General features: G+C 68.4%; 23 protein-coding genes. 9 read left to right on the forward strand and 14 right to left on the reverse strand.

The window, feature by feature from the left end:
* The first annotated feature begins 84 nt into the window (after positions 1-84).
* Positions 85-657 carry an OmpO family porin gene (locus AC10QF_RS07545; protein ID WP_005420534.1) on the forward strand — a complete coding sequence of 191 codons (573 nt, stop codon included), beginning with the start codon at positions 85-87 and terminating at the stop codon, positions 655-657.
* Positions 658-855: 198 nt separating this feature from the next.
* A complete protein-coding gene (locus AC10QF_RS07550) occupies positions 856-1,533 on the forward strand; it encodes a response regulator transcription factor (protein WP_032954668.1) in 678 nt (225 codons plus the stop codon).
* A gap of 6 nt (positions 1,534-1,539) precedes the next feature.
* On the opposite strand, the gene AC10QF_RS07555 is transcribed toward AC10QF_RS07550, so the two are convergent.
* Complete coding sequence (locus tag AC10QF_RS07555; protein ID WP_049414316.1) at positions 1,540-1,929, reverse strand: DUF6165 family protein; 390 nt, start codon at positions 1,927-1,929, stop codon at positions 1,540-1,542.
* Between the two features lie 178 nt (positions 1,930-2,107).
* Here AC10QF_RS07555 and AC10QF_RS07560 point away from each other — a divergent pair, with 178 nt between their 5' ends.
* Entirely contained in the window at positions 2,108-2,806 is a 699-nt protein-coding gene (locus AC10QF_RS07560; protein ID WP_494542003.1) for a TorF family putative porin, read from the forward strand.
* Here AC10QF_RS07560 and AC10QF_RS07565 read toward each other — a convergent pair.
* Positions 2,803-3,951 carry an MFS transporter gene (locus AC10QF_RS07565; RefSeq protein WP_331250375.1) on the reverse strand — a complete coding sequence of 383 codons (1,149 nt, stop codon included), beginning with the start codon at positions 3,949-3,951 and terminating at the stop codon, positions 2,803-2,805. The two genes, AC10QF_RS07560 and AC10QF_RS07565, sit on opposite strands and share 4 nt — an antisense overlap.
* Positions 3,952-4,094: 143 nt before the next feature.
* Here AC10QF_RS07565 and AC10QF_RS07570 point away from each other — a divergent pair, with 143 nt between their 5' ends.
* Positions 4,095-4,982, forward strand: coding sequence for a LysR family transcriptional regulator (locus tag AC10QF_RS07570; RefSeq protein ID WP_053499479.1), 888 nt, complete (start codon positions 4,095-4,097; stop codon positions 4,980-4,982).
* Here AC10QF_RS07570 and AC10QF_RS07575 read toward each other — a convergent pair.
* On the reverse strand, positions 4,951-5,418 hold the full coding sequence (locus AC10QF_RS07575) for a YehS family protein (RefSeq protein ID WP_005420526.1): 468 nt from the start codon (positions 5,416-5,418) through the stop codon (positions 4,951-4,953). The two genes, AC10QF_RS07570 and AC10QF_RS07575, sit on opposite strands and share 32 nt — an antisense overlap.
* Positions 5,419-5,502: 84 nt before the next feature.
* On the opposite strand from AC10QF_RS07575, the gene AC10QF_RS07580 reads away from it, so the two are divergent.
* On the forward strand, positions 5,503-5,991 hold the full coding sequence (locus tag AC10QF_RS07580) for a hypothetical protein (protein ID WP_005420525.1): 489 nt from the start codon (positions 5,503-5,505) through the stop codon (positions 5,989-5,991).
* Between the two features lie 88 nt (positions 5,992-6,079).
* On the forward strand, positions 6,080-6,832 hold the full coding sequence (locus AC10QF_RS07585; protein ID WP_049414322.1) for an SDR family NAD(P)-dependent oxidoreductase: 753 nt from the start codon (positions 6,080-6,082) through the stop codon (positions 6,830-6,832).
* 127 nt (positions 6,833-6,959) lie between these two features.
* On the opposite strand, the gene AC10QF_RS07590 is transcribed toward AC10QF_RS07585, so the two are convergent.
* From AC10QF_RS07590 to AC10QF_RS07605, 4 genes are all read right to left on the reverse strand, one after another.
* Positions 6,960-7,844, reverse strand: a complete 885-nt coding sequence (locus AC10QF_RS07590; protein ID WP_065185647.1) for an SPOR domain-containing protein — start codon at positions 7,842-7,844, stop codon at positions 6,960-6,962.
* A 21-nt stretch (positions 7,845-7,865) separates the two neighbouring features.
* On the reverse strand, positions 7,866-9,554 hold the full coding sequence (gene argS, locus AC10QF_RS07595) for an arginine--tRNA ligase (RefSeq protein ID WP_005420518.1): 1,689 nt from the start codon (positions 9,552-9,554) through the stop codon (positions 7,866-7,868).
* Positions 9,555-9,667: 113 nt separating this feature from the next.
* Entirely contained in the window at positions 9,668-10,372 is a 705-nt protein-coding gene (gene radC, locus AC10QF_RS07600; RefSeq protein ID WP_014035697.1) for a RadC family protein, read from the reverse strand.
* Positions 10,373-10,442: 70 nt separating this feature from the next.
* Complete coding sequence (locus tag AC10QF_RS07605) at positions 10,443-11,069, reverse strand: response regulator (RefSeq protein WP_061478747.1); 627 nt, start codon at positions 11,067-11,069, stop codon at positions 10,443-10,445.
* A 199-nt stretch (positions 11,070-11,268) separates the two neighbouring features.
* Here AC10QF_RS07605 and coaBC point away from each other — a divergent pair, with 199 nt between their 5' ends.
* Genes coaBC through AC10QF_RS07620 form a run of 3 tightly spaced genes read left to right on the forward strand, consistent with a single transcriptional unit; the run spans position 11,269 to position 15,389 of the window.
* Positions 11,269-12,558, forward strand: a complete 1,290-nt coding sequence (gene coaBC, locus AC10QF_RS07610; protein ID WP_494542004.1) for a bifunctional phosphopantothenoylcysteine decarboxylase/phosphopantothenate--cysteine ligase CoaBC — start codon at positions 11,269-11,271, stop codon at positions 12,556-12,558.
* A complete protein-coding gene (dut, locus tag AC10QF_RS07615; protein ID WP_061478745.1) occupies positions 12,555-13,028 on the forward strand; it encodes a dUTP diphosphatase in 474 nt (157 codons plus the stop codon). The genes coaBC and dut overlap by 4 nt, the downstream gene beginning before the upstream one ends.
* 12 nt (positions 13,029-13,040) lie before the next feature.
* Positions 13,041-15,389 (forward strand): phosphomannomutase/phosphoglucomutase, encoded by a 2,349-nt coding sequence (locus tag AC10QF_RS07620; protein WP_494542005.1) that lies wholly within the window; start codon positions 13,041-13,043, stop codon positions 15,387-15,389.
* A 96-nt stretch (positions 15,390-15,485) separates the two neighbouring features.
* Here AC10QF_RS07620 and AC10QF_RS07625 read toward each other — a convergent pair whose 3' ends face one another.
* The 7 genes from AC10QF_RS07625 to AC10QF_RS07655 all read right to left on the reverse strand — a co-directional run bounded on the left by AC10QF_RS07625 (position 15,486) and on the right by AC10QF_RS07655 (position 24,305).
* Entirely contained in the window at positions 15,486-16,199 is a 714-nt protein-coding gene (locus AC10QF_RS07625; RefSeq protein ID WP_005420506.1) for a response regulator transcription factor, read from the reverse strand.
* Positions 16,180-18,840, reverse strand: a complete 2,661-nt coding sequence (locus AC10QF_RS07630) for an ATP-binding protein (protein WP_111096922.1) — start codon at positions 18,838-18,840, stop codon at positions 16,180-16,182. The genes AC10QF_RS07625 and AC10QF_RS07630 overlap by 20 nt, the downstream gene beginning before the upstream one ends.
* Positions 18,841-18,891: 51 nt before the next feature.
* Positions 18,892-19,542 (reverse strand): potassium-transporting ATPase subunit KdpC, encoded by a 651-nt coding sequence (kdpC, locus tag AC10QF_RS07635; protein WP_100478987.1) that lies wholly within the window; start codon positions 19,540-19,542, stop codon positions 18,892-18,894.
* On the reverse strand, positions 19,539-21,596 hold the full coding sequence (gene kdpB / locus AC10QF_RS07640; protein ID WP_111096921.1) for a potassium-transporting ATPase subunit KdpB: 2,058 nt from the start codon (positions 21,594-21,596) through the stop codon (positions 19,539-19,541). The genes kdpC and kdpB overlap by 4 nt, the downstream gene beginning before the upstream one ends.
* Positions 21,597-21,606: 10 nt before the next feature.
* Positions 21,607-23,316: a potassium-transporting ATPase subunit KdpA gene (kdpA, locus tag AC10QF_RS07645; RefSeq protein WP_494542006.1), complete on the reverse strand. Its 1,710-nt coding sequence runs from the start codon at positions 23,314-23,316 to the stop codon at positions 21,607-21,609.
* A 12-nt stretch (positions 23,317-23,328) separates the two neighbouring features.
* A complete protein-coding gene (locus tag AC10QF_RS07650; protein WP_005407770.1) occupies positions 23,329-23,421 on the reverse strand; it encodes a potassium-transporting ATPase subunit F in 93 nt (30 codons plus the stop codon).
* 221 nt (positions 23,422-23,642) lie between these two features.
* Positions 23,643-24,305, reverse strand: coding sequence for a hypothetical protein (locus AC10QF_RS07655; protein ID WP_134955770.1), 663 nt, complete (start codon positions 24,303-24,305; stop codon positions 23,643-23,645).
* Between the last annotated feature and the right edge of the window lie 9 nt (positions 24,306-24,314).

Below are 24,314 nucleotides of genomic sequence, written 5' to 3' on the forward strand. Positions count from 1 at the left end.
TGGCGAATAACGGAGAATTTACATTCCCGATGCGATGGCGCCCTGGCGCTGCTGCACACCATAAGAAAGTAAAGGTGTACCCCCATGAAGAATTCGCTGATTGCTCTGGCCCTGGCCGCCGCCCTGCCGTTCACCGCCTCGGCTGCTGAGAACCTGTCCTACAACTACGCCGAAGCCGACTACGCCAAGACCGACAACGACGCGTTCAAGTCCGACGGTTGGGGTGTGAAGGGTTCGTACGGCTTCCTGCCGAACTTCCACGCTTTCGGTGAGTACAGCCGTCAGGAATTCGACCACACCAACGTCAAGCTGGACCAGTGGAAGATCGGTGCCGGCTACAACGTTGAAATCGCTCCGAGCACCGACTTCGTTGCCCGCGTTGCCTACCAGAAGCTCGACCAGAAGCATGGCCTGGACTTCAACGGCTACAGCGCTGAAGCCGGTATCCGCACTGCCTTCGGCGCCCACGCCGAGGTCTACGGCATGGTTGGCTACGAAGACTACGCTAAGAAGCACGGCGTGAATCCGGAAGGCCAGTGGTACGGCCGCCTGGGTGGCCAGGTCAAGCTGAACCAGAACTGGGGCCTGAACGGCGAACTGAAGATGAATCGCGACGGCGACAAGGAATACACCGTCGGCCCGCGCTTCAGCTGGTAACTGCTGTTCCGGCGCGCCTGCGCGCTGGAGGCGTCTCGACAGGCCCGGCTCTTGCCGGGCCTGTTGCGTTTGTGGCGGCGCGAAACAAAATGCCGTCTGACTGGTGGCGCACGCGGGCCGAGCATTGCAAGGAATTGGATTCCGCCGCTGCGGGCACCGGCCTACGGTGGATGTTCCATGTTGCCTGGACAGGCCGCGATGCCACCGACACTCCCGCCCCTGCGGCCTGATCGGCCACGACGCCTGGCGCTGCTGGATCCGCACCCGGTACTTCGGTTGGGCGTGGAAGTTCTGCTCCGCCAACACAGTGGTGTGCAGGTGCGCGTGAGCCTGTCCAACGAGGCGCACCTGCTGCAGCTGCTGGAGCGCAGCCCGAGGTGTGTCGACCTGCTGCTGATCGATGCGCTGCCGATGGGCGACCTGGGCGATGGATTGGCCCTGCTGCGCGTGCTGTCGCAGCGCTGGCCGGCGCTGCCGGTGCTGGTGCTCTCGGCGCACTGCAACGCCAGTACGGTGACCACCGCGATGCGAGCCGGCGCGCGCGGCTTCCTGTCCAAGTCGATGCCACCGGAGACGTTGCTGCGCGCCATTGACGTGGTCGCTCGCGGAGGGCGCTTCGTGCCACCGGAACTACGCGAGGAGCTGAAGCTGCCACGCACACGCCGGGTATCTGCACCGGTGCTGACGCCGCTGAGCCAGCGCGAGCGTGAAGTGCTCGGGTTGGTGCTGAAGGGCGTCAGCACCAGTGAAATGGCCCTGCGCTCAGGGCGCTCGGCCAGCACCATCAGCTCGCAGAAGACGTCGGCCTACCGCAAGCTCGGCATCCGCGGGGATGGTGACCTGTTCCGCTTCCGCCACCTGCTCGAATGCGGCTGAGCGGCCTTACTCGCCCTGGTACTGCTTCTCTTCCACCAGCGCCGAACCGGCCACGCGGTTGATCTCGTTCTTCACCTGCACGCGCTCGCCATTGGTGCCATAGACACCGCGTGCCAGCTGGATGAACGCATCGTCGAACACCTGGGCCGCTTCCTTGTCGCGCAGCTGGTCCTGGATGTCCCACATGCGTTCGTTGATCGCCTTCAGCTGCTGCTTCAGCGCGTCCAATGCCGGCTGCGCCTGCAGCTGCTGCTGCAGCAAGGGCAACAGGCCATCCAGTTCGGTGCGCACGTTGGCCAGCTTGGCAGCATCGTCGATGCGCTCGGCCTTGATCTCGAGAATGGTGATCTTGTCGATCAGCTCGCCGATCGATACCGGGGTCAGGATGGCGTCCACGTGGTTGGTTCCTGGAAACAAGGCGCCATGATACCGCGCGGCTGGCACGTAGCCTCCATCCACGGGATTTACGCCGAATTTGCGCTGCAGGCCGGGCAGCGCCCTCGATCCGTTACGGCGGCGCCCCCGACACTGCCGTCCCGGCGGCGCGACCGCCTTCGACGAGGAACACAGTGCAGTGAACAGCAAGGAGACGATGGCGGCGCTGGTGGCCACCCTGGCAGGGCTGCTCGGGATCGGCAGCGCGCAGGCACAGGTGCAGGCCAGTGGCAGTGCTGCATTGACCAGCGACTACGTGTGGCGTGGCAGCTCGCAGAGCGATGGCGACCCGGCGGTGCAGGCCGGCGCGAAGGTCTCGATCCCGTCGGGATGGTACGCCAGCGTGTGGGGTTCGAACGTTTCGTTCAAACCGGACAATGGCGCGCGCAGCGAGTTCGACTTGGTGGCCGGCTGGTCCGGCGCACTGGCGCCGGCCTGGAACCTGGATGCGAACCTGACCCGCTACGTGTACCCGGGCACCGGCCGCACGCTGGACTGGACCGAACTCAACACCACGTTGACCTGGAAGCAGCGTGCCTGGCTGCAGGTCGCCCATTCCAGCGATGCACTGGCCGGTGGCCATCGCGGCACCTATGCCCAGCTGGGTGTGCGTGTGCCGCTGCACGAACGCGTCCGCCTGGAAGCGGCGGTGGGCCAGTACTGGCTGGCCACCGCGCAGGGCCCGGACTACCTGCATGGCCAGCTCAGTGCCATTGCCACGCTGGCCCCGGCATGGGAGCTGCGTGCCACCGTGCACGACACCGACAGTGCGGCCAAGCGCCTGTTCCCGGGTAACGCCGGTGGACGCTGGGAGCTGGCGCTGCAGGGCAGTTTCTAATTCGACGATGCCGCCTGGCGCGCACGCAGCGCGCCGGGCAGCCACAGCAGCAGGGCCAGCACGGCCACGGCGGCACCGGCCACGCAGACACCGGTCCAGCCGAAGCGCTGGTAGACCTGTGCAGACAGCAACGAGCCCAGCGAGCCGCCGATGAAATAGCCGGTCATGTAGCCGGCATTGAGGCGGTTGCGTGCCGCAGGCTGCAGCGCATAGATCAGGTTCTGGTTGCTGACATGCAGCAGCTGCGCGGCCAGGTCCAGCACCACCACGCCGACCAGCAGCGCCAGCAGCGAGTGGGCCGACAGCCCCAGTGGCAGCCACGACAGCAGCAACAGCGCCAGTGCAATGGCGGTGGCACGTCCGGTCTGGCCACGGTCGGACATGCGACCAGCCAGACCCGCCGCCAGCGTCCCGGCCGCACCGACCAGCCCGAACAGGCCGATGGTGGCGTCGCTGTAGGCGTACGGCGGTTGTGCCAGCAGGAATGCGAGCGGGGTCCAGAAGATCGCGAACATGGCGAAGCTGCAGGCCCCCAGCAGCGTGCGCTGGCGCAGCACCGGTTCCCGCACGAACAGCTCGCCGATGGAGCGCAGCAATGCGAAATAGCCAAGGCCGGCGCTGTGGTGGAATCGCGGCAGGCCGCGCTGCAATGCCAGTGCGGTCAGCACCAGGGTGGCAGCGGCGATCGCGTACACCAGGCGCCAGTCGCCCAGGCTGGAAAGCAGACCGGCCACGGTGCGCGCCAGCAGGATGCCCAGCAGCAGGCCACTCATCAATGTTCCGACCACGCGGCCACGATGTTCCGGCGCGGCCAGCGTGGCGGCGAACGGCACCAGCACCTGGGCCACCACCGAAAACAGGCCGGTGATCGCGGTGCCCACCAGCAACCAGGTCAGCGACGGTGCGCAGGCACTGATCACCAGTCCGCCCGCCGACAGCAGGCTCATCACCACGATCAGGCGGCGGCGTTCGAACAGGTCACCCAGCGGCACCAGCAGGATCAAGCCGGCGGCATAGCTCAGCTGCGCGGCGGTAACCACCATGCCGACCTGGCCGAACGGCACGCCGAAGGCGTCGGCGATGGTGTGCAGCAGCGGTTGCGCGTAGTAGTTGCTGGCCACGGCCACGCCGGTGGCGACCGACATCAGCAGCACCTGCCAACGGTGCAGAGGGGGAAGGGACGGGCTCACGCGATGTTCCAGGAAGCGGGGGGCACAGTGTCCGCCTGCTGCGAGCATGATGGAAATGAATCATCATCATCCATGCCATCTGAAAACAAGATAGTTGTATGAACCTCAAGCAGCTCGAGTTCGCCGTGGCGCTGGCCGAGGAGGGCAATTTCACCCGTGCCGCCGAGCGCTGCCACGTGGTGCAGTCCGCGCTCAGCCACCAGATCGCCCATCTTGAACAGGAACTGGGTGCCACGCTGTTCGAGCGCCTGCCGCGCCAGGTGCGGGCCACCGCCGCCGGCGAGGCGTTGCTGGTGCACGCACGCCAGGTGCTGGCCAGCCTGCGCCACCTGCGCGCCGACGTAGCCGCCGTCAGTGGCGAAGTGCGTGGGTTGCTGGCCATCGGGCAGATTTCCTCGCTGACCGGAATCGACGTTGTGGCGATGCTGGCGGCCTTCCAGCGCGTGCACCCGCAGGTGGAGTTCCAGTTGCGCGTGGACAAGAGCGAGGACCTGATCGCGCAGGTACAGTCGCGCGCGCTGGATGTGGCACTGGTCGGCCTGGCGCCTTCGGCAGCGCTGGACGGTGTCTGCCATCAGGTGCTGCAGGAGGAGGATCTGGTGGCGGTACTGGCGCCATCGCACCGGCTGGCCGGGCGCAAGCGGCTGCCATTGGCCGCACTGCAGGATGAAGCACTGGTCGATTTCCCGCGCGGCACCGGCGCACGCCGGCAGACCGATGATGCTTTTGCCGCAGCCGGACTGCCGCACACGGTCCGTTTCGAGGTCAACCTGATGGAACTGGTCGAGCGCTTCGTCCGCCATGGGTTGGCAGTCGGCATCGTGCCGGCATTGATCGCCGATGGGTTTCAGGGCGTGGTGCAGATTCCGCTGCAGCCGACCCCGACCCGGCGCGTGCACCTGGTCTGGCAGCGCCTGCCGACACCAGCGGCGCGGGCGTTCGTCGACGCCGTGCTCAACCGCGCAGGCGCAGGCTCAGGCCCTTGAGGAAGTTGCGCAGCATCTGGTCCAGGCAACGCCGGTAGTTGGCGTGCCCGGGTTGGCGGAACAGCGCGCCCACTTCCGACTTGGAGACATTGAAACCTGCGCTGGCAAAGATCTCCATCAGGTCCACGTCGCGCAGCTGGAACGCCACGCGCAGCTTCTTCAGCACCAGGTTGTTGTCGATGCGGGTTTCCACTGCGCGCTGCGGCTGGCTCTCGTCGCGGCCACGCAGGTGCACGATCAGGCCGTCGAGGAAGTGCGCCAGCGCGCTGTCGTTCATCGCCTCGAAACCGGCTTCGTCCTCGCGGCGCAGCCAGGCCTTCACCTGCCCGGTATCCACGGCAAAGGCCGGGTCGGCCATCTGGCACAGGGCGACCACGTGCTGGTCACCCAGGTCCAGGGAGTAGCGCACGCTGCGCAGGACATCATTGTTGATCATGGCCCAATTGTACCGGCCCCTGGCGTGTCACCGGAGTGTCATCGAACTGCAGCATCGTGAGCACTCGTTAGCTGGGACCCTTGCATGCGCCGGTATCTGTTTTCCGCACTACTGCTCGCCGGCAGCTTCGCTGCCTTCGCCCAGGACCGCTTCGTACCCGTCGAGCGGCGCCTCAGTGCATCCCAACTGGCCGAGGTCGGGCTCAGTCCAGCGCAGTTGCAGGCGTTGAACCGGGTACTGCGCGAGGCAGAGAGCACGACCGCTGCGTCGACGGCAGCGGTGGCCCCGGTCGCTGCGCCGCTGCCTGCCAATGTGCCGGCACCGGCAGCAATGCATCTGGGCCTGGATGACGAACCGGTCAGTGCCCGTGTAGTCGGAGAGGTCGCAGGCTGGCAGCCCGGCACGCTGTTCACCCTTGATAACGGCCAGCAATGGCAGGTGATGAAGGGACAGATGAAGCTGCGCAAGGTGTTGCAGTCGCCTCAGATCGCCGTTGTTCCTGGAATTGCCGGGCGCTGGTTCCTGCAGGTCGACGAAGACCTGCCCAAGGCCAGAGTGTTTCGCGTGCGTTGAGCCGGGTGGACGGCTGGACGGCGGGCAACTCAGGACGGGCCGGGAATGCCAGAATGGGCGTCCGGTTTTTCCCCCCTGGAGTTGCCTGATGACCCGCACTGTCCTGATTACCGGCGCCACGTCCGGCTTCGGCGCCGCCGCCGTCCACCGCTTCGCCCAGGCCGGCTGGAAAGTGATCGCCACCGGCCGCCGCGGCGAACGCCTGCAGCCGCTGGTCGAGCGCTACGGCAAGGACGTGGTGCATGCCGCCGCCTTCGACATCCGCGATGCGGTGGCGATGGAGGCGGCCCTGCTGGCGCTGCCGCCGGCCTTTGGCGAGATCGACCTGCTGGTCAACAACGCCGGCCTGGCGCAGGGCACCGCGCCGGCACAGAGCGCCACGCTGTCGGACTGGACCACGATGATCGACACCAACATCACCGCGCTGGTGACCCTGACCCACCGCCTGCTGCCGCAGCTGGTGGAGCGCAAGGGCGCGATCATCAACATCTCGTCGGTGGCCGGCGTCTACCCGTACCCGGGTGGCAACGCCTACGGTGGCACCAAGGCCTTCGTCAGCCAGTTCTCGCTGGGCCTGCGTTCGGACCTGCACGGCACCGGCGTGCGTGTGACCACGATCGAGCCGGGCATGGCCGAAACCGAATTCACCGTGGTACGTACCCATGGCGACCAGAACGCCTCGGACAAGCTGTACAGCGGCGCCAACCCGATGACCGCCGAAGACATCGCCGAGCAGATCTTCTGGGTGGCCAGCCTGCCGCCGCACCTCAACATCAACCGGCTGGAGCTGATGCCGGTCAGCCAGTCGTTCGCCGGATTCCAGGTCGCCCGCGAGGGCTGACCTGCTTCGCGGGTCCTGTAGAGCCGAGCCTATGCTCGGCTTCGTCTGGATTCAGCCGAGCATGGCTCGGCTCTACAGAAACGAAAAAGCCGGGCACTGCCCGGCTTTTTCATTCACATCGGCAGGCTTACTGCGCCTTGATCGCCATCGCCTGCAGGCCGGTGCCATCCAGCTTCTGCTTGGCTTCGGACAACTCGCCGGCACTGCCGTACGGGCCCATGCGCACGCGGTACACGGTCTTGCCGTTGATCTGCGCCGACTCCACGCGTGCCGCCAGGCCCATCATGGCCAGCTTGGCCTTGGTGGCTTCGGCGTCACCGGAAGCCCCAAAGGCTCCTGCCTGCAGGATGTAGCGGGCGTTGTCGGCGGCCGCTGGTGCAGCTGCGGCCGGCGGTGCCGATGCGGCGGGCGCGCTTTCCGCGCGCGGCGCCGGAGTGGCGGCCGCCGTGCTGGCCGACGGGGTTGCCGCGGCCGGGCGCTCGCTCAGCGGTGCCGGCAACGGACGGTTGGTCGCGGTTACCGGCGCGGTGCTTGCGACGCTGGCCGTTGCGGTCGGTGCCGGCGTGGCCGTACTGGCCGGCGGTACCGGCTTGCCCTCCAGCGCGGCCTGCGCGCGCGACGCTTCGGCCTTGGCCCGGCGCTGATCCTCGGCGCGCGCGCTGGCGGCCAGTTCGGCGTCGGACATTTCCACTTCCTTGCCCGGCAGCAGGGTGTAGAAGTCGTACTGCGTCGCGGCGGGCTTCTCCGGTTCGGCCGGCTTCGGCGTGGCCGGCTGCGCGGCCGGCTGGCTGCCGACATCGCTGTCGGCATCAGCGACCGGGGCCGGCTGCGCGTTCGGGTTCGGCTGCGGACCGGCACGCAGGAAGCCATCGCCTTCGCCCTTGAACAGGTTCGGCGCCGCCAGGAACACCACGGCGGCGATCGCCACACCGGCCACCAGCCACACCCATCCGGGGGTGCCCTGGCTGCTGCTGTTGCGTCGTGCCTGGGTTTTGCCGCGTCGTGCTGCCATGTGTACTGCGTCTCCTGATGCTTACATTTTTTCCGGGGCACTCACGCCCAGGAGTTCGAGGCCGTTGGCCAGCACCTGGCGCGCCGCGCAGGCCAGGGTCAGCTTGGCGTTGCGATCGGTGGCGTCGTCCACCAGCACCGGCGTCCCGTGATACCACGTGTGGAAGGCATGCGCCAATTCACGCAGGTACTGCGCCACCAGGTGCGGCTCCAGCGCCACGCCGGCCGCTTCCACCACTTCCGGATACCGCGAGATCTCGTTCATCAGCCCCAGCGAGGCATCGTCGGCCAGGCGGCCCAGATTGGCCAGGCCATTGCCCTGCTCGTACACCAGGCCCTTTTCCTGGGCCTGGCGCAGCAGGCTGCAGACGCGGGCGTGCGCGTACTGCACGTAGAACACCGGATTGTCGTTGCTCTGCTGGCGGGCCAGGTCGATGTCGAAGGTCAGCTGCGAATCGGGCTTGCGCGCGATCAGGAACCAGCGGGTCGCATCGCGGCCGGCCTCCTCGATCAGGTCGCGCAGGGTGAAATAGCTGCCGGCACGCTTGGACAGCTTCACTTCCTCGCCGCCGCGCATGACGGTGACCATCTGGTGCAGCACGTATTCCGGCCAGCCCTGCGGGATGCCCACTTCCAGCGCCTGCAGGCCGGCGCGTACGCGCGCCAGCGAGCCGTGGTGATCGGCACCCAGTTCGGTGATCGCGCGCTCGTAGCCGCGCTGCCACTTGGACAGGTGGTAGGCCACGTCCGGTACGAAGTAGGTGAAGGTGCCGTCGGACTTGCGCATCACGCGGTCCTTGTCGTCACCGAAATCGGTGCTGCGCAGCCACAGCGCGCCGCCTTCCTCGTAGGTGTGCCCGGAGGCCTGCAGCTTGGCCACGGCCTCGGCGACCTTGCCATCGGCGTACAGCGAGCTTTCCAGGAAGTAGATGTCGAAGTCGACGCCGAAGGCGGCCAGGTCCAGGTTCTGCTCGTTGCGCAGGTAGGCCACGGCGAAGCGACGGATCGCCTGCATGTCGTCCGGGTCCTTGGCGCCGACCACCAGCGTGCCTTCCAGGTCAACGCTGGCGCCGGCCATGTAGGCGCGGGCAACATCGGCGATGTATTCGCCGCGGTAGCCGCCTTCCGGCCAGCCTTCCTGGTCCGGCGCAATGCCCTTCACGCGGGCCTGCACCGACAGCGCCAGGTTCTCGATCTGCACGCCGGCGTCGTTGTAGTAGAACTCGCGCTTGGCGTTCCAGCCGTTGGCATCGAGCACGCGGGCCACGCAGTCGCCGATCGCCGCCGCGCGGCCATGGCCGACATGCAGCGGGCCGGTCGGGTTGGCCGACACGTACTCCACGCCCACCGTGCGGCCGTTGCCGGACAGGTTGCGGCCGTAGTCGTGGGCTTCCTTGATGACCGACGCGGCTTCGCGCTGGTACGCAGCCGGAGCCAGGTGGAAGTTGATGAAGCCGGGGCCGGCGATCTCCACCTTGCTGACGTCCTCGCTGCGCGGCAGCGCCTCGACCAGCGCCTGAGCCAGTGCGCGCGGATTGCTGCGCGCGGCCTTGGCCAGCAGCATCGCGGCGTTGGTGGCGAAGTCGCCATGGTCACGGGTCTTCGGGCGCTCGACCACGAAGTCCGGCGGCAGGGAGTCGGCGGGCAGGGTGCCATTGGCGCGCAAGGCTTCGATGCCTTGGCTGATCAGGGCGCGGAGGAGATTTTTCACGAGGCCTGCTGTGAGAATGAGCGGCGGAATCGCCCATTTTAGCGCAGATGCCCGCGCCCACGCTGACCAGAACATGCCTGCGGGGGTTCCTGCCCGGCCCTGGTCAGGCCCGCTCAGCCGAACAGGCGTGGCTGGGGCGGGGACAGCAGGCCCCGTTCAGCAAACGAAACGGGGCGGCCTTCACCGACCACGAAGTGGTCCAGCAGGCGTACGTCCACCAGTGCCAGCGCCTGCTGCAGTTCATCGGTGATCCGGGTATCGGCGCCGGAGGGTTCCGGGTCGCCGGAGGGGTGGTTGTGGCTGAGGATCACCGCTGCCGCATTGTGCAGCAGGGCTCGCCGCACCACCTCGCGGGGGTAGACCGGGGCGGCATTGATGGTGCCTTGGAACAGTTCCTCGCAGGCGATCAGCCGGTGGCGGTTGTCCAGGAACAGCGCCATGAAGATCTCGCGGGCCTGGCCGCGCAGGCGGTGCTGCAGGTAGCGGCCGACCGCGGCTGGGTTGTTGCCGACCGCCTCGCCCTGCTGAAGCTCGGCGGCCAGGTAGCGATGGGCCAGTTCCAGGCCGGCGGCCAGTGCACAGCTTCGTGCCGGCCCCAGCCCCGGCAACCGGGCCAGCTCGCGGGCCGGGCGGTCCAGCAGCACGCGCAGCGGGCCATGCGCCTGCAGCAGGTCGCGGGCGGTCTGCACCGCGTCGCGTCCACCGAAGCCGGAGCCGAGAAACAGCGCCAGCAGCTCTGCGTCGGACAACGTGGCGGGGCCGCGGGCGATCAGCTTCTCGCGGGGACGTTCCTGCTCGGGCCAGTCATGGATGGGCATGCCTGCATCATCGCCAGCGCGGGTGATGCGTCCCATCAGGGCAGGGCGCACGCCCGGGTAGGCTGTTGCCTCAGTCGCGTCGCGACTGCAGATAGGCGAACAGCTCCTGGTTGTTCTGCAGCCCCAGCTTGCGCTTGGCTTCGGCCTTCTGCCGGCTGATCGTTTTCGGGCTGCGTCCGCAGTGGACGGCGATGGCGTTCACTTTCAGCCCGGCGGCCAACAGGTCCAGCACTTCCTGTTCGCGGGCCGACAGCGCCGCCGGCTCACGCGCGAACATCAGGTCGCGCGCCTGCAGGTGGTCGCGCAGCTGCTGCGAGACGAACACCTGCCCAGCCATGGCCGCGTTCAGGGCCTGCGGCAACTCGCCGAAATCGGCGCACTTGTCGACCAGGCCACTGACACCTTCACGCAGCAGGCCATCGAGCAGGCCGGGGTGACGGGCGCCGGTAAGCACCACCACGGGCATGCCCGGGTGGCGTGCGCGCAGCTCAGCGATCAGTTCCGGGCCATCCGGGCCGGTGCCCGGCATGGAGAGGTCGGTCAGCACCGCGTCGCAGCCGTGGTGCTCGACCAGCTGCAGCAGCTGGGCGCCGTCACGCGCGCTGCCGACGACCTCCATCAGATGGGTCTGCAGCACGATGCGGATGCCGTGCAGGACGACGGGATGGTCGTCGGCGATGATGATGCGCGGGTGCACGCGGAATCCTCGAAAAGCGAAGCGGCACACCTGCGGTGGCCACTGACGATTCTGCAAACGTGGCCGGCCAACAGGTATAGGAAAGTTCCGAATCGCAGTGTCTTGAACCCCGGAAGCGTTGTGGCGCAAGTCCCATCTGCTGATAGCCGCCCGCTATGTGTGCCGTGTACCGGGACATTACCGACCATCGGGTAAGCTAATGCCCTCGTTTGCACAGGAATTCCAGGTGGCTGACTCCCCCAACGCTTCCCCCGCGCCGGCCCGCGCGCTGGAAGGCCAGAAACTGCTGTTGTGCGTCGGAGGCGGGATCGCGGCCTACAAGGCCCTGGAGCTGGTGCGGCGCCTGCGCGATGCCGGTGCCCAGGTGCAGGTGGCGATGACCGCCGGTGCCCAGCAGTTCGTCACTCCGCTCAGCTTCCAGGCCCTGTCCGGGCAGCCGACCCGCACCACGCTGTGGGACAGCGCCTCCGAGCAGGCCATGGGCCACATCGAGCTGGCCCGCTGGGCCGACCGCATCGTGGTCGCGCCGGGTACCGCCGATCTGCTGGCGCGGCTGGCCCAGGGCCATGCCGATGACCTGGTCAGCACCCTGTGCCTGGCCAGCACCGCACCGCTGACGATCTGCCCGGCAATGAACCACCGGATGTGGCTGCATCCGGCTACCCAGGCCAACATCGCCCTGCTGCGCCAGCGCGGTGCGCAGGTGATCGGCCCGGTCGATGGCCCGCTGGCCGAAGGTGAATCCGGTCCCGGCCGGCTGGCTGAACCGGGCGACATCGTGGCCGCGCTGGTGGCCAATGGCGGTACCGCTGCGACGGTTGCCGCGCCGGAAACCCGTGCCCTGCAGGGCTTGCGCCTGCTGATCAGTGCCGGCCCGACCTACGAAGACATCGATCCGGTGCGCTACGTCGGCAACCGCAGCAGCGGCAAGATGGGCTTTGCCCTGGCCGCTGCCGCCGCCGCGCTGGGTGCGCACGTGGTGCTGGTCAGCGGCCCGGTCCAGCTGCCGACGCCACCGGGCGTGCAGCGCATCGACGTGCGCTCGGCCGCGCAGATGCGCGATGCCGTACTGAAGTCGCTGCCCGCCGACATCTATATCGGTGCCGCCGCAGTGTCCGACTACACCCCGCGCCAGGTCGCCGCGCAGAAGCTGAAGAAGACCGCCGACAGCCAGTCGCTGGTGATCGAGCTGGTGCGCACGCCGGACATCCTGGCCGAAGTCGCCGCGCAGACGCAGTCGCTGAAGCTGGTGGTCGGCTTTGCCGCCGAGACCCACGACGTGGAGAAATATGCACGCGGCAAGCTGATCGACAAGCGCCTGGACCTGGTGATCGCCAACCAGGTCGGCATCAGTGGCGGTGGTTTCGAGAGCGACAACAATGCCGCCACGGCCTTCTGGCAGGACGGTGAACAGGTATTCCCGGCCACCTCCAAGCGCGAACTGGCCGAACAACTGCTGGCGCTGATCGCGCGGAGACTCCAGGCATGACCCAGGCATCCCTTTCCCGACCGCTGCAGGTCAAGCTGCTCGATCCGCGCTTCGGCGACAGCTGGCCGCTGCCGGCCTACGCCACCGAAGCCAGCGCCGGCATGGACCTGCGCGCGGCGCTGGATACCGCGCTGACCCTGCAGCCGGGCGACACCGCGCTGGTGCCCAGCGGCCTGGCCATCCACATTGCCGACCCGAACCTGTGCGCGGTGATCCTGCCGCGTTCCGGGCTGGGCCATCGGCATGGCATCGTGCTGGGCAACGGCACCGGCCTGATCGATGCCGACTACCAGGGGCCGCTGCTGATCAGCGTCTGGAACCGTGGCCGCGAGGCCTTCACCATCGAGCCCGGCGATCGCATCGCGCAGCTGGTGGTGGTTCCGATTGCCCGCGTCAGCCTGCAGGTGGTGGATACTTTCACCGACAGCGTGCGGGGCACGGGTGGATTCGGCCATACCGGGGTGCGTTGACAGGGGACATCGATGAGCGGCATCGGGGAAGGACAGCGGGGACGGTCGTTGGGTCGCAGTGCACCACTACTGGGGGTGCTGCTGATCCTGCTGGCCGGCTGGTTCGGATGGAGCGCGGTGCAGCAATGGCGGCAGGAGGCCAACGGCCAGGCGCTGGAAGAAGCGCGCGACCAGGCCGTGCAGGGCCTGCAGCAGGCCGCTGCAGGCCAGTTGCAGCAGCTGCAGCAGCAGTTGAAGAACGATCGCGTGCAGCAGGCGCTGCAGGCCGGCGATGCCGCTGCAGCGGCGCTGGCCGTGCGCGAGAGCTGGACCGGGGTTGAGCAGGTCGAGGTTCTGACGGCCGATCTGGCCAACGCCTATGCCGATCCGGCCACCTTCGGGTATGCACGCCTGGCCCTGCTGGAAGCGGCGGTGGCTGAGGGCAAACCCAGCCTGCGCGTCGTCCGCGATGGTGGCGGCAATCGCCTGGGCCTGGCTGCGCCAGTGCAGCTGGGCAGCCTGGGGCCGGCCGTGATCTATGTCCGCCAGCCGCTGCTGCGGCTGACCTCGCCGCTGGACCAGGTGCGTGCGCCGTCCGCCGGCTTCCTTGGCCTGCGCCAAGGTGGCTTCGATCTGGTCACCCAGGGCAACGCGGGCCTGTCCGAAAGCGCCGAAGCGCTGGCGCGCCCGGTTGCTGGCACGCCGCTGCGACTGGTCGCGTCGGTACCGAATGTCGACGCCGGTCCGCTGGGCCTGGGCGCGCTGGCCAGCGCCATTGTGGCGTTGCTGCTGGCGTTCATTGCCGTGTTGCTGGTGGTGGGACGTGACCGACTGCCGAAGTCGCTGCCCTTGCCGCGCCGCGCCGCAGCGTCCGAGGCCGACCATGGCCCGACCCTGAGCGAGAGCCTGCAGCAGGCGCCGCCACCCGTGGCCGCTGTGACCGGCAGTGGCGATGTCACACCGCCGCCGCCAGCGCCGGTGCCGGCCGAGGAGCTGGCCGCCGGCATCTTCCGCGCTTATGACATCCGCGGCGTGGTGGGCAGTGAACTGACACCGAAGACCGCGGCGCTGATCGGCCAGGCCATTGGCACCGTGGCACTGGAGCAGGGCCTGCGCGAGGTGGTGATCGGTCGCGATGGCCGCCTGTCCGGTCCCGAGCTGACGGCTGGGCTGGCCGAGGGCCTGCGCCGTGCCGGCTGCGCGGTGATCGACATCGGCCTGGCGCCGACCCCGCTCGTGTACTACGCCGCCTTCCATCTGCGTACCGGCACCTGCGTGGCAGTCACCGGCAGCCACAATCCGCCCGAGTACAACGGCTTCAAGGTGGTCATTGGCGGCGAGACGCTGTCCGGCGATGCCATCACCGATCTCTACCAGCGCATCGTCGAGGGCCGCCTGGTGCAGGCCGCCGAGCCCGGTGACTACCAGCAGCGCGATGTCAGTGCCGACTACATCCAGCGCATCGCCGATGACGTGCAGCTGGACCGCCCACTGAAGGTCGTGGCCGATGCCGGCAATGGCGTGGCCGGCGCACTGGCGCCGCAGCTGCTGGAAGCGATCGGCGCCGACGTCATTCCGCTGTACTGCGATGTCGACGGCACCTTCCCCAACCATCATCCCGACCCGAGCGAACCGGCCAACCTGGAAGACCTGGTGCAGACGGTCAAGCGCTTTGGCGCCGATCTCGGCGTGGCCTTCGATGGCGACGGCGACCGGCTGGGCGTGGTGACCGGCGAAGGCCGGATCATCTACGCCGATCGCCTGCTGATGCTGTTCGCTGCCGATGTGTTGATGCGCAATCCGGGCGCGATGGTGATCTACGACGTGAAGTGCACCGGCAAGCTGTCCGACCATGTGCTGCGCAACGGTGGCAGCCCGCTGATGTGGAAGACCGGGCATTCGCTGATGAAGGCGAAGATGCGCGAGACCGATGCCGAGCTGGCCGGCGAGATGAGCGGCCACTTCTTCTTCAAGGAACGCTGGTTCGGTTTCGACGACGGTCTGTACGCCGCTGCGCGATTGCTGGAGATCCTGGCCCAGCGCGAGGAAACCCCGGACGAGGTGCTGGGCGAACTGCCGGAAATGGTCGCCACGCCGGAGCTGAAGGTACCGGTGGCCGACGGGACGCCGCATGCCCTGGTGGCGATGCTGGTGGCGGCGGCGCAGTCCCCGGACAACCCGTATGTGGGTGGCCGCCTGTCGACCATCGACGGGCTGCGCGTGGACTTCGCCGATGGCTGGGGCCTGGTGCGTGCCTCCAATACCACGCCGGTGCTGGTGCTGCGCTTTGAAGGCAACGACGAGGCGGCACTGGAACGCATCCAGGCCCTGTTCCGCAGCCAGCTGCAACCAGTGCTGGGCGACACCCCGCTGGGGTTCTGACCCCTTTGGAAGCTGCAGCAGAATGGGTAGTGCCGGCCGCTGGCCGGCAAGCCCATGAACCTCACACACCCTGCAGTTGCCGGCCAGCGGCCGGCACTACCCCTTGAACCGCAACCCCACGCCCGGCTCGGTGAACAGGTAGCGCGAATCCAGCGCCGAATCGCCCAGCTTGTGCCGCAGCTTGCCGACCAGGATGCGCAGGTAGTGGGTGTCGTGCTGGTGGGTCGGCCCCCAAATCTCCTGCAGGATCTGCGGCTGGGTCACCACCCGTCCGGCATTGCGCAGCAGCAGCGACAGCAGCGCGTATTCCTTGCGGGTCAACGCCACCGGCTCACCCTGCAGGGCGACTTCGCGACGCACCAGGTCCACGTGCAGGTGGCCATCGTCGAACACCGGCGGTGTGCCATCGGTCGGCACGCTGCGCGTGCGCAGCAGCGCCCGCACGCGCGCCATCAGTTCCTGCGTGCCGAACGGCTTGGTCACGTAGTCGTTGGCGCCGGTATCCAGTGCGCGCACCTTCTCGGCTTCGCCGGCGCGCACGGTCAGCATGATCACCGGCACCTGGCTCCACTGGCGCAGCTGTTCCAGGACCTCGTGGCCTTCCATGTCCGGCAGGCCTATATCCAGGATCACCAGGTCCATGTCCTCGCTGGCAGCCAGCTGCAGGCCTTCCTGGCCGGTGGCGGCCTGCCGCACCTGGTAGCCTTGCGCGCGCAGGCTGATGTCCAGGAACCGGCGGATCTGGGTTTCATCATCGATCACCAGCACGCGTGCGGCCGGCACGCTGGCATCAATCGGGGTCGGGCTCATCGTGGGAGGCTGGCTTGAGCAGGGGCAGGGTGATGCGGATCAGGGTACCGCGACCGTCGCGTCCGGGCAGCGCCTGCACGCTGCCGCCATGTGCGCCGATCATGCCCTGGCAGATGGTCAGGCCCAGGCCGGTGCCGTGGCGGCCTCGGTCACCGCGCTCGACGCTGTAGAACATGTCGAAGATGCGCGCGCGCTCGTCATCGGGAATGCCGGGGCCGGCGTCGATCACGTCGATGCGCAGCTGGCCGTCCAGCTCGCGCGCCTGTACCTGCACGGCGGCGTCGGGCGGCGAGAACTTGGCCGCGTTCTCCATCACGTTGAACACGGCCTGTTCGACCAGCGCCGGGTGCACCCAGATCGGTGCCAGCGTGGCTGGGATGTCCAGCTCCAGCCGTACCTTTGGCTGGTAGCGCTGCAGGCGCCGTGCCGCCGAGCCGATCAGCTCGTCCACGCCGATCCAGTCGCGGTTGATCTTCAGCCCTTCATGACCCAGCCGGGTCATGTCCAGCAGATTCTGGATGTAGCGGTCCAGCCGTTCGCCCTCGACCAGGATGGTGTCCAGCAGGGCGCGGCGATCAGCGGTATCCATCGCTGCACCGTAGCTGGCCAGGCTGTCGGCCGACCCGATCATCGCCGCCAGTGGCGAGCGCAGGTCGTGCGACACCGAGGAGAGCAGCGCCGAACGCAGCCGCTCGGTCTCGTTGCTGACGTGTGCCTGCTCCAGTTCCGCCACCAGCCGCGTACGCAGCGCGGCCTGTGCGATGTCATCGACCATCGCTTCGGCCAGCTGCCGCTGTTCGGGCAGCAGGCGCGCCTGTGTGCCGGGCAGGTACAGGCCGGCCACGCCGATCGCACGGTCTTCGCCGTCCAGCAGCGGCAGGAACCACCATTGCGCGCCGGCCAGGGTATCGGTGAAACGCCCACTGGGCTGGCCGTGGCGCAGTGCCCAGTCGGCGGCCGCCAGGTCGGTATCGCCAGGCTGGCTGCGGCCACCGGCGGCGGTATCGGTGCCGATCCGCAGCCACGCCGGCACGTCCAGGGCCTGCTCCAGCGCATGCCGGCCCGCCTGTGCCACTTCGCCGTTGCCGGCCGCGCTGGCCAGCTGACGGCCCAGCTGCTGGCGCGCACGCGCATGGCGGTTGGCCGCACGCAGCGCAATCACCTGCATGCGCAGGCGCGAGGCCAGGCGCCCGGCCACCAGTGCCGCAGCCAGGAACAGGAACACGGTGATCACGCCCTGGCGCGCACCGATGGCGAAGGTGAAGCGCGGCGCGATGAACAGGAAGTTGTAGGCCAGGAAGCACAGGATCGCGGCCATCACCGCCACGCTGGCGCGCGTGCGTGCAGCCACCAGCACCACCGCGACGATGAACACCATCGACAGGTCGGCCATGCCCACCCAGTGTTCGGCCAGCCACGCCACCGCACAGGCCAGCGCGGTGGCGATCAGGGCTTGTGCCGGTTCATGACTGATACCGCGCATTGGCGGCAGCAGGCTCTCGCGGCGCGAGCGTGCGCGTGCCTGCGGCGTGCTGATGATGGTGATCTCGTAATGCGCGCCACGCTGGATCAGCTGCTGGGTCAGGGTGCGGTTGAACATCCGCGCCAGCGGCCGTTCGCGGGTCCGGCCCAGCACCAGGGTCGACACGCCGTTGTGTGCGGCATGGTCGAGCAGGGCATCGGCAATGCTCGATCCGTGCAGCAGTTCGGCGTCGCCGCCCAGCCGCCGTGCCAGCGCGAAGGCCGCATCGATCTCGCGCCGGGTCGCCTCGTCCTGGCGCCGGCCCTGCACGGTCACTACCGTCCACGGTGCGTCGCGGCGCTCTGCGATGCGCCGCGCCACGCGCACCAGGTATTCGCTCTGGCCGCCCCCGTCGATGGCCACCAGAACGCCGCGACGCAGGGGCAGATTGCTTTCGCCGCGCGCGGCACGGGTTTCGCGCAGGCTGCTGTCGACGCGGTCGGCGGCTTCCTGCATCGCCAGTTCGCGCAGCGCGGTCAGGTTGGCCGGTGAGAAGAACGCCTGCAGTGCCTGTGCCGCTTGTTCGGGCACATAGACCTTGCCCTGCTGCAGGCGAGCGATCAGTTCGCGCGGCGGCAGATCGACCAGCACGATGTCGTGCAGGCGGTCGAGCACGCCGTCGGGCACGGTCTCGCTGACGCGCACGCCGGTGATCCGCATCACCACGTCGTTGAGGCTTTCCAGATGCTGGATGTTGACCGTGGTCCAGACGTCGATGCCGGCATCCAGCAGCTCCATCACATCCTGCCAGCGCCGCTCATGGCGGCTGCCCGGTGCATTGCGGTGGGCCAGTTCATCCACCAGCACCAGCGCAGGATGCCGTGCCAGCACGGCATCCAGGTCCATCTCCTGCAGGACATGGCCGTGATAGGCCACGTCCTTCAGCGGCAGCTGCGGCAGGCCCTCCAGCAGGGCCTGGGTATCGGTGCGTCCATGGGTTTCCACCAGGCCCACCACCAGGTCGACGCCGCGGCGCAGCTGTTCCTGCGCACGGGTCAGCATGGTGTAGGTCTTGCCCACGCCCGGCGCCGCACCGAGGAACACGGTCAGCTTGCCGCCGGCTTCGCGTTGCAGGCCTTCAACCAGGGCATCGGCCTGGCGGGTACGTGCATCAGTCATGGGGGCCGCTGTCATGGCCACCATTGTGCGCGCAGCGGGTACAGCCCGGCATCACGGCGTCTTGGCCGCATGGTCCAGCGCGAAGTTCAGCGTCACCACGTTCACCCGTGGCTGGCCGAACAGGCCCCACTGGCGCCCTTCGGTATGCGCCTGCACCAGTGCCTGCACGCGCTCCACCGGCAGGCCACGGGCACGCGCCACGCGTACCACCTGCAGCTGCGCCGCCGCCGGCGACAGCTGCGGATCCAGGCCACCGGCGGACTGGGTGACCAGGTCCGCAGGCACCTGCGCCGGGGCAATGCCTTCGCGTGCGGCCACCGCAGCGGTGCTGGCGGCGACGCGCTCGGCCAGCGCGGGGTTGCTGCGCGCCAGGTTGGAACCGGCCGCGGCCATCGGGTCGTAGTTGGCCGCCGACGGACGCGCCTGGAAGTAACCGTCACCGGTGAACGGCTGCGCCAACCAGGCCGAGCCACGCACCTGGCCGCTGCCATCGCGCAGCAGGCTGCCTTCGGCCTGGGTCGGGTAGGCCAGGCCGGCAAAGCCGGTGGCGATGCCGGCATAGACCGCGCCGGCCAGCAGCAGGGTGGCCAGGCCCAGGCCGATCGCCGGGCGCCAGCGGGCGTCGTCCTGCAGGCTGGCCACGCGGGCCTCGGCGTTCGCTTCGCGGGGCAGGGAGGTGGAGGTGGAAACAGAACGGTTCATGCGCCGAATACCAGGACAAGGAGGAGGTCGATCAGCTTGATTGCCGCGAACGGCAGCAGCACGCCGCCGAGGCCGTACACCAGCATGTTCCGGCGCAGCAGCGCGGTCGCGGTGGCCGGGCGGAAGCGCACGCCGCGCAGGGCGAGCGGGATCAGCGCGGGAATCACCAGGGCGTTGAAGATCAGCGCCGCCAGCACCGCGTTGCGCGGACTCGACAGCTGCATCACGTTCAGTGCGGCCATGGTCGGAACGGCCGCGGCGAACAGCGCCGGCAGGATCGCGAAGTACTTGGAGACGTCGTTGGCCAGTGAGAAGGTGGTCAGCGCGCCGCGGGTGATCAGCTGCTGCTTGCCCACTTCCACCACCGCCAGCAGCTTGGCCGGGTCTGAATCGAGGTCGACCATGTTGCCGGCCTCCTTCGCCGCCTGCGTGCCGGAGTTCATCGCCAGGCCGATGTCGGCCTGGGCCAGTGCCGGGGCGTCGTTGGTGCCGTCACCGACCATTGCCACCAGCCGGCCACCGGCCTGTTCCTGGCGGATGCGCGCCAGCTTGTCCTCCGGGCGGGCCTCGGCGATGTAGTCGTCGACGCCAGCCTCGGCGGCAATGGCTGCAGCCGTCAGCGGGTTGTCGCCGGTGATCATCACCGTACGGATGCCCATCGCCCGCAGCTGCGCGAACTTCTCGCGCATGCCGTGCTTGACCACGTCCGACAGTTCGATCACGCCCAGCACGTGGCGACCCTCGGCCACCACCAGCGGGGTGGCGCCATTGCGCGCCACCTGCTCGACGCGACCGGCCAGTTCCGCCGGCACGTTGCCGCCCAGCGCCTGCACATGGGCGCGGATCGCATCGGCGGCACCCTTGCGGATCTGCCGGCCATGTTCCAGATCGACGCCGGACATGCGGGTCTGCGCACTGAACGCCAGGTACTCGGCATGGTCCGGCTCGGCGGTGGCGCAGCCCTGCTCGCGCGCCAGGCGCACGATCGACTTGCCTTCCGGGGTCGGGTCGGCCAGCGAGGACAGCAGCGCCGCTTCACGCAGCTGGCTGGCGTCGATGCCGGCCAACGGATGGAAGTGGCTGGCCTGGCGGTCGCCGTAGGTGATGGTGCCGGTCTTGTCCAGCAGCAGCACGTCGACGTCGCCGGCCACTTCCACCGCCTTGCCCGACTTGGCCAGCACGTTGGCGGCCAGCGCACGGTTCATGCCGGCGATGCCGATGGCCGGCAGCAGCCCGCCGATGGTGGTCGGGATCAGGCATACCAGCAGCGCGATCAGCAGCAGCGGATCGACCTGCACGCCTACCGCCGCACCGATCGCCGGCAGCGTCGCCACCACCACCAGGAAGGTCAGCGTCATCGCTGCCAGCAACAGGGTCAGCGCGATCTCGTTCGGCGTCTTCTGACGGTTGGCACCCTCCACCAGCGCGATCATCCGGTCCAGGAAGCTGTGCCCCGGCTCGGCGGTCACCCGCACGATGATCTGGTCGGACAGCACCTTGGTGCCGCCGATCACGCCGGAACGGTCGGTACCGGCCTCGCGCAGCACCGGGGCGGATTCGCCGGTCACCGCCGCCTCGTTGATGGTGGCCAGGCCCTGCACGATCTCGCCATCGGCCGGCACCAGCTCACCGGCACTGACGATCACATGGTCGCCCGGGCGCAGCTCAGCGGCGGGTACCTGGGCTTCCGCAGCCCCCGGCTGCGGTGCGGCCAGGCGCCGCGCCACCAGATCCTGGCGCGCGCGGCGCAACGACGCGGCCTGGCCACGACCACGCGCCTCGGCCACTGCTTCGGCGAAATTGCCGAACAACACAGTCACCAGCAGGATCGCGGTCACCGCCAGGCCGAAGCCCAGCGGCGCATTGTCGGTCAGTGTGACGATGGCGGCGACGATCGTGCCGGCCATCACCACCGCCATCACCGGGCTGCGCACCAGATGCATCGGCGAGAGCTTGCGTACTGCTTCGACCAGCGCACGGCGCAGGCCGGCGCCATCAAGCAGCGCAGGGCGCGGGGCAAGGGAACTACGGGTGGAACTTGCGTGGGTACTCATCGGGGCGTCCTTAGTGCAGTCCCAGGCTGAGGTGGTCGGCGATCGGGCCGAGTACCAGCGCCGGCATGAACTGCAGCACGGTCAGGATGACGATCACCGAGACCAGGGTCAGGGCGAAGGTCGGGGTTTCGATCTGCAGGCTGCCGGCAGACTCCGGCGCCTGGCGCTTGGCGGCCAGCTGTGCGGCCACCACCAGCGGGATGATCAGCAGCGGGAAGCGGCCCAGCAGCAGCACCAGCGAGCAGCTCAGGTTCCACCACAGCGTGGCGTCGCCCAGCCCCTCGAAGCCCGAGCCGTTGTTGGCGTAGGCCGAGACGTACTCGTAGAACACCTGGCTGATGCCATGGAAGCCCGGGTTGGAGGTAGCGGCCAGCCCGGGCACGGCCAGGGTGATCGCGGTGAACACCAGCAGGGTGATCGGCTGCAGCAGCACCAGCAGGGCCAGCAGGCGTACCTGTGGCGTCTCCAGCTTGCGGCCGAACAGTTCCGGCGTACGTCCGGTCATCAACCCGGCCAGGAACACGCCCAGCAGCAGGTACACGATGAACTGCTGCAGGCCACAGCCGATGCCGCCCCAGATCGCGCTGACCAGCATGTTGACCATCGCAATGCCGCCACTCAGCGGCGCCAGCGAGTCATGCATGCCGTTGACCGACCCGTTGGAGACCTGGGTGGTCACCGCCGCCCACAGCGCCGTGCCGTCGGCGCCGAAGCGCACCTCCTTGCCTTCCATCAGCAGCGGCGTGGCGGCGCTGGCACTGTGCCCTTCGCTCCACACCATCGCGCCGGTGGACAGCAGCGACATGCCCAGCATGCAGCTGAACACCAGGGCGCCGAACCGGCGCCGGCCGGTGAACGCACCGATCATGAAGATCACCGCCATCGGCACCAGCAGGATGCCGACGATCTCCAGCGCGTTCGACAGCGGGGTCGGGTTCTCCAGCGGGAAGCTGCTGTTCGGGCCGTACCAGCCGCCACCGTTGGCGCCCAGCTGCTTGGCCGCGACCATCGCCGCCACCGGGCCCAGCGGCAGTTTCTGTCCGGTCATGCCGGCGCTGGCATCGATCGGCGTGGCCTGCGGGCCACCGGCCATCGTCGACGGCACGCCCTGGCTGGTCAGCAGCAGGGTCCACACCAGGCACAGCGGCAACAGGAAGCGCACGCACAGGCGCACCACGTCCACGTAGTAGTTGCCCACCGCCACCTGGCGGTCGTCGCCGGCACCGGTGGCCGCCGCAGCCTGCGGCGCACGCGAGAACAACGCGCGAAGCGTGGCCACAGCCAGCGCCAGGCCCATCATCGGTGTCACCACCTGCAGGCCGGTGATGCCGGTCATCTGTGAGAGGTAGGACAGCTGGGCCTGGCCCGAATAGTGCTGCTGGTTGGTGTTGGTCAGGAACGAGATCATCGTGTGCAGCGCGGTGTCCCAGCGCATGTTCGGGATCTGGTCCGGGTTCAACGGCAACCAGGCCTGGGTCATGAACACCGCCTGGGTCAGTACGGCGACCACCACGTTGCTCAGCAAGAAGGCCAGCACGTAGCCGCGCCAGGACATCGCGCGCGAGGGATCGACGCCGAACACCTTGTACAGCGGCTTCTCGATCCAGTTGAACAGCACGTCGGCCCTCATCGGCGTGCCGCGCATCACCCGCGCCAGGTACAGGCCCAGCGGCCACGCCAGCAACAGGCTGGCGGCAATAATCACAAGCATCTCGGTCATGGCAGGCTCCGCTCAGAACGACTCGGGCCGCAGCACGACATAAAGGAGATAGGCGGCGGCGACCAGCACCAGCACGCCACACAACAACGACAGCCAGGGGGACATTGCAATAGCGTCCTGGTGGAACCCCTCCACCTCAGGCCGTCATCGTCGTCCTGCCGCCCATAAACGCACTACGCGCCGGACCGTGCCGACGCGTAAAGAGTGCATAAATTCCGTGGGCCAAGCCGTAACCAGGCGCCGCCCACTGTAGAGCCGGGCCCATGCTGGGCTGCTCTTTCCCAAGGCCACGCGGAGCCGAGCATGGGCTCGACCCTACAAGCGAATCACGGCGCTTGGCTCGCTGGCGCCACGCCCTTCAGCTCGCGGTAGCGCTGCAGCGTGCTGTCGATCTCGGCCTTCAGCACCTGCTGCTGCTGCAGGAACCCCGCCTGCAGGCGCTGCTGCGCCCGCAACTGCACGTGCCGCTGACGGATCGCCTCGGCCTGCTTGTCGGCCACCTTGCCACCGGCCAGTTCTCGGTCGCCAGCGGCCGACAACAGCGCCACCAGCGATTCGCGCAGGCTGGTGACGTTGTACTCGGCGGTCTTGAGGTTGTTGTCGAGCACTTCCTGGCGCTCGGCGAACACCCGGCGCAGGTCGTCCTCGCTGCCATAGGTGGACAGCATCGCCTGTTCGGTGCGCTGGCGGGTCTGCTCGGCCATCAGGTCCAGCTGCTGCTGCTGCGCCTCGGTGCTGGCCGCGGCGCGCTCTTCGTCGGTCAACGCGCGCTGGACCTGCGCATTGCGCAGGCCGCTCTTCGCGTTGAACTCCTCGCGGGCGTGATTGACCGCATCGGCTGGCAGCGAATCGCTGCAGATCCGCTCCTTGCCCTCGTTCCAGCAATACAGCTTCTTCTCCACTTTGCCGCCGTCGCGCGACTGCGCCGGCACGGTGGATGGCACGGCCAGCAGCAGGCCGGCAAAGAGAACGGCAGGAACTCGGGACATGACCTTTCC

The sequence above is a fragment of the Stenotrophomonas maltophilia complex sp. Om-AH-Sm3 genome, from assembly GCF_059337855.1.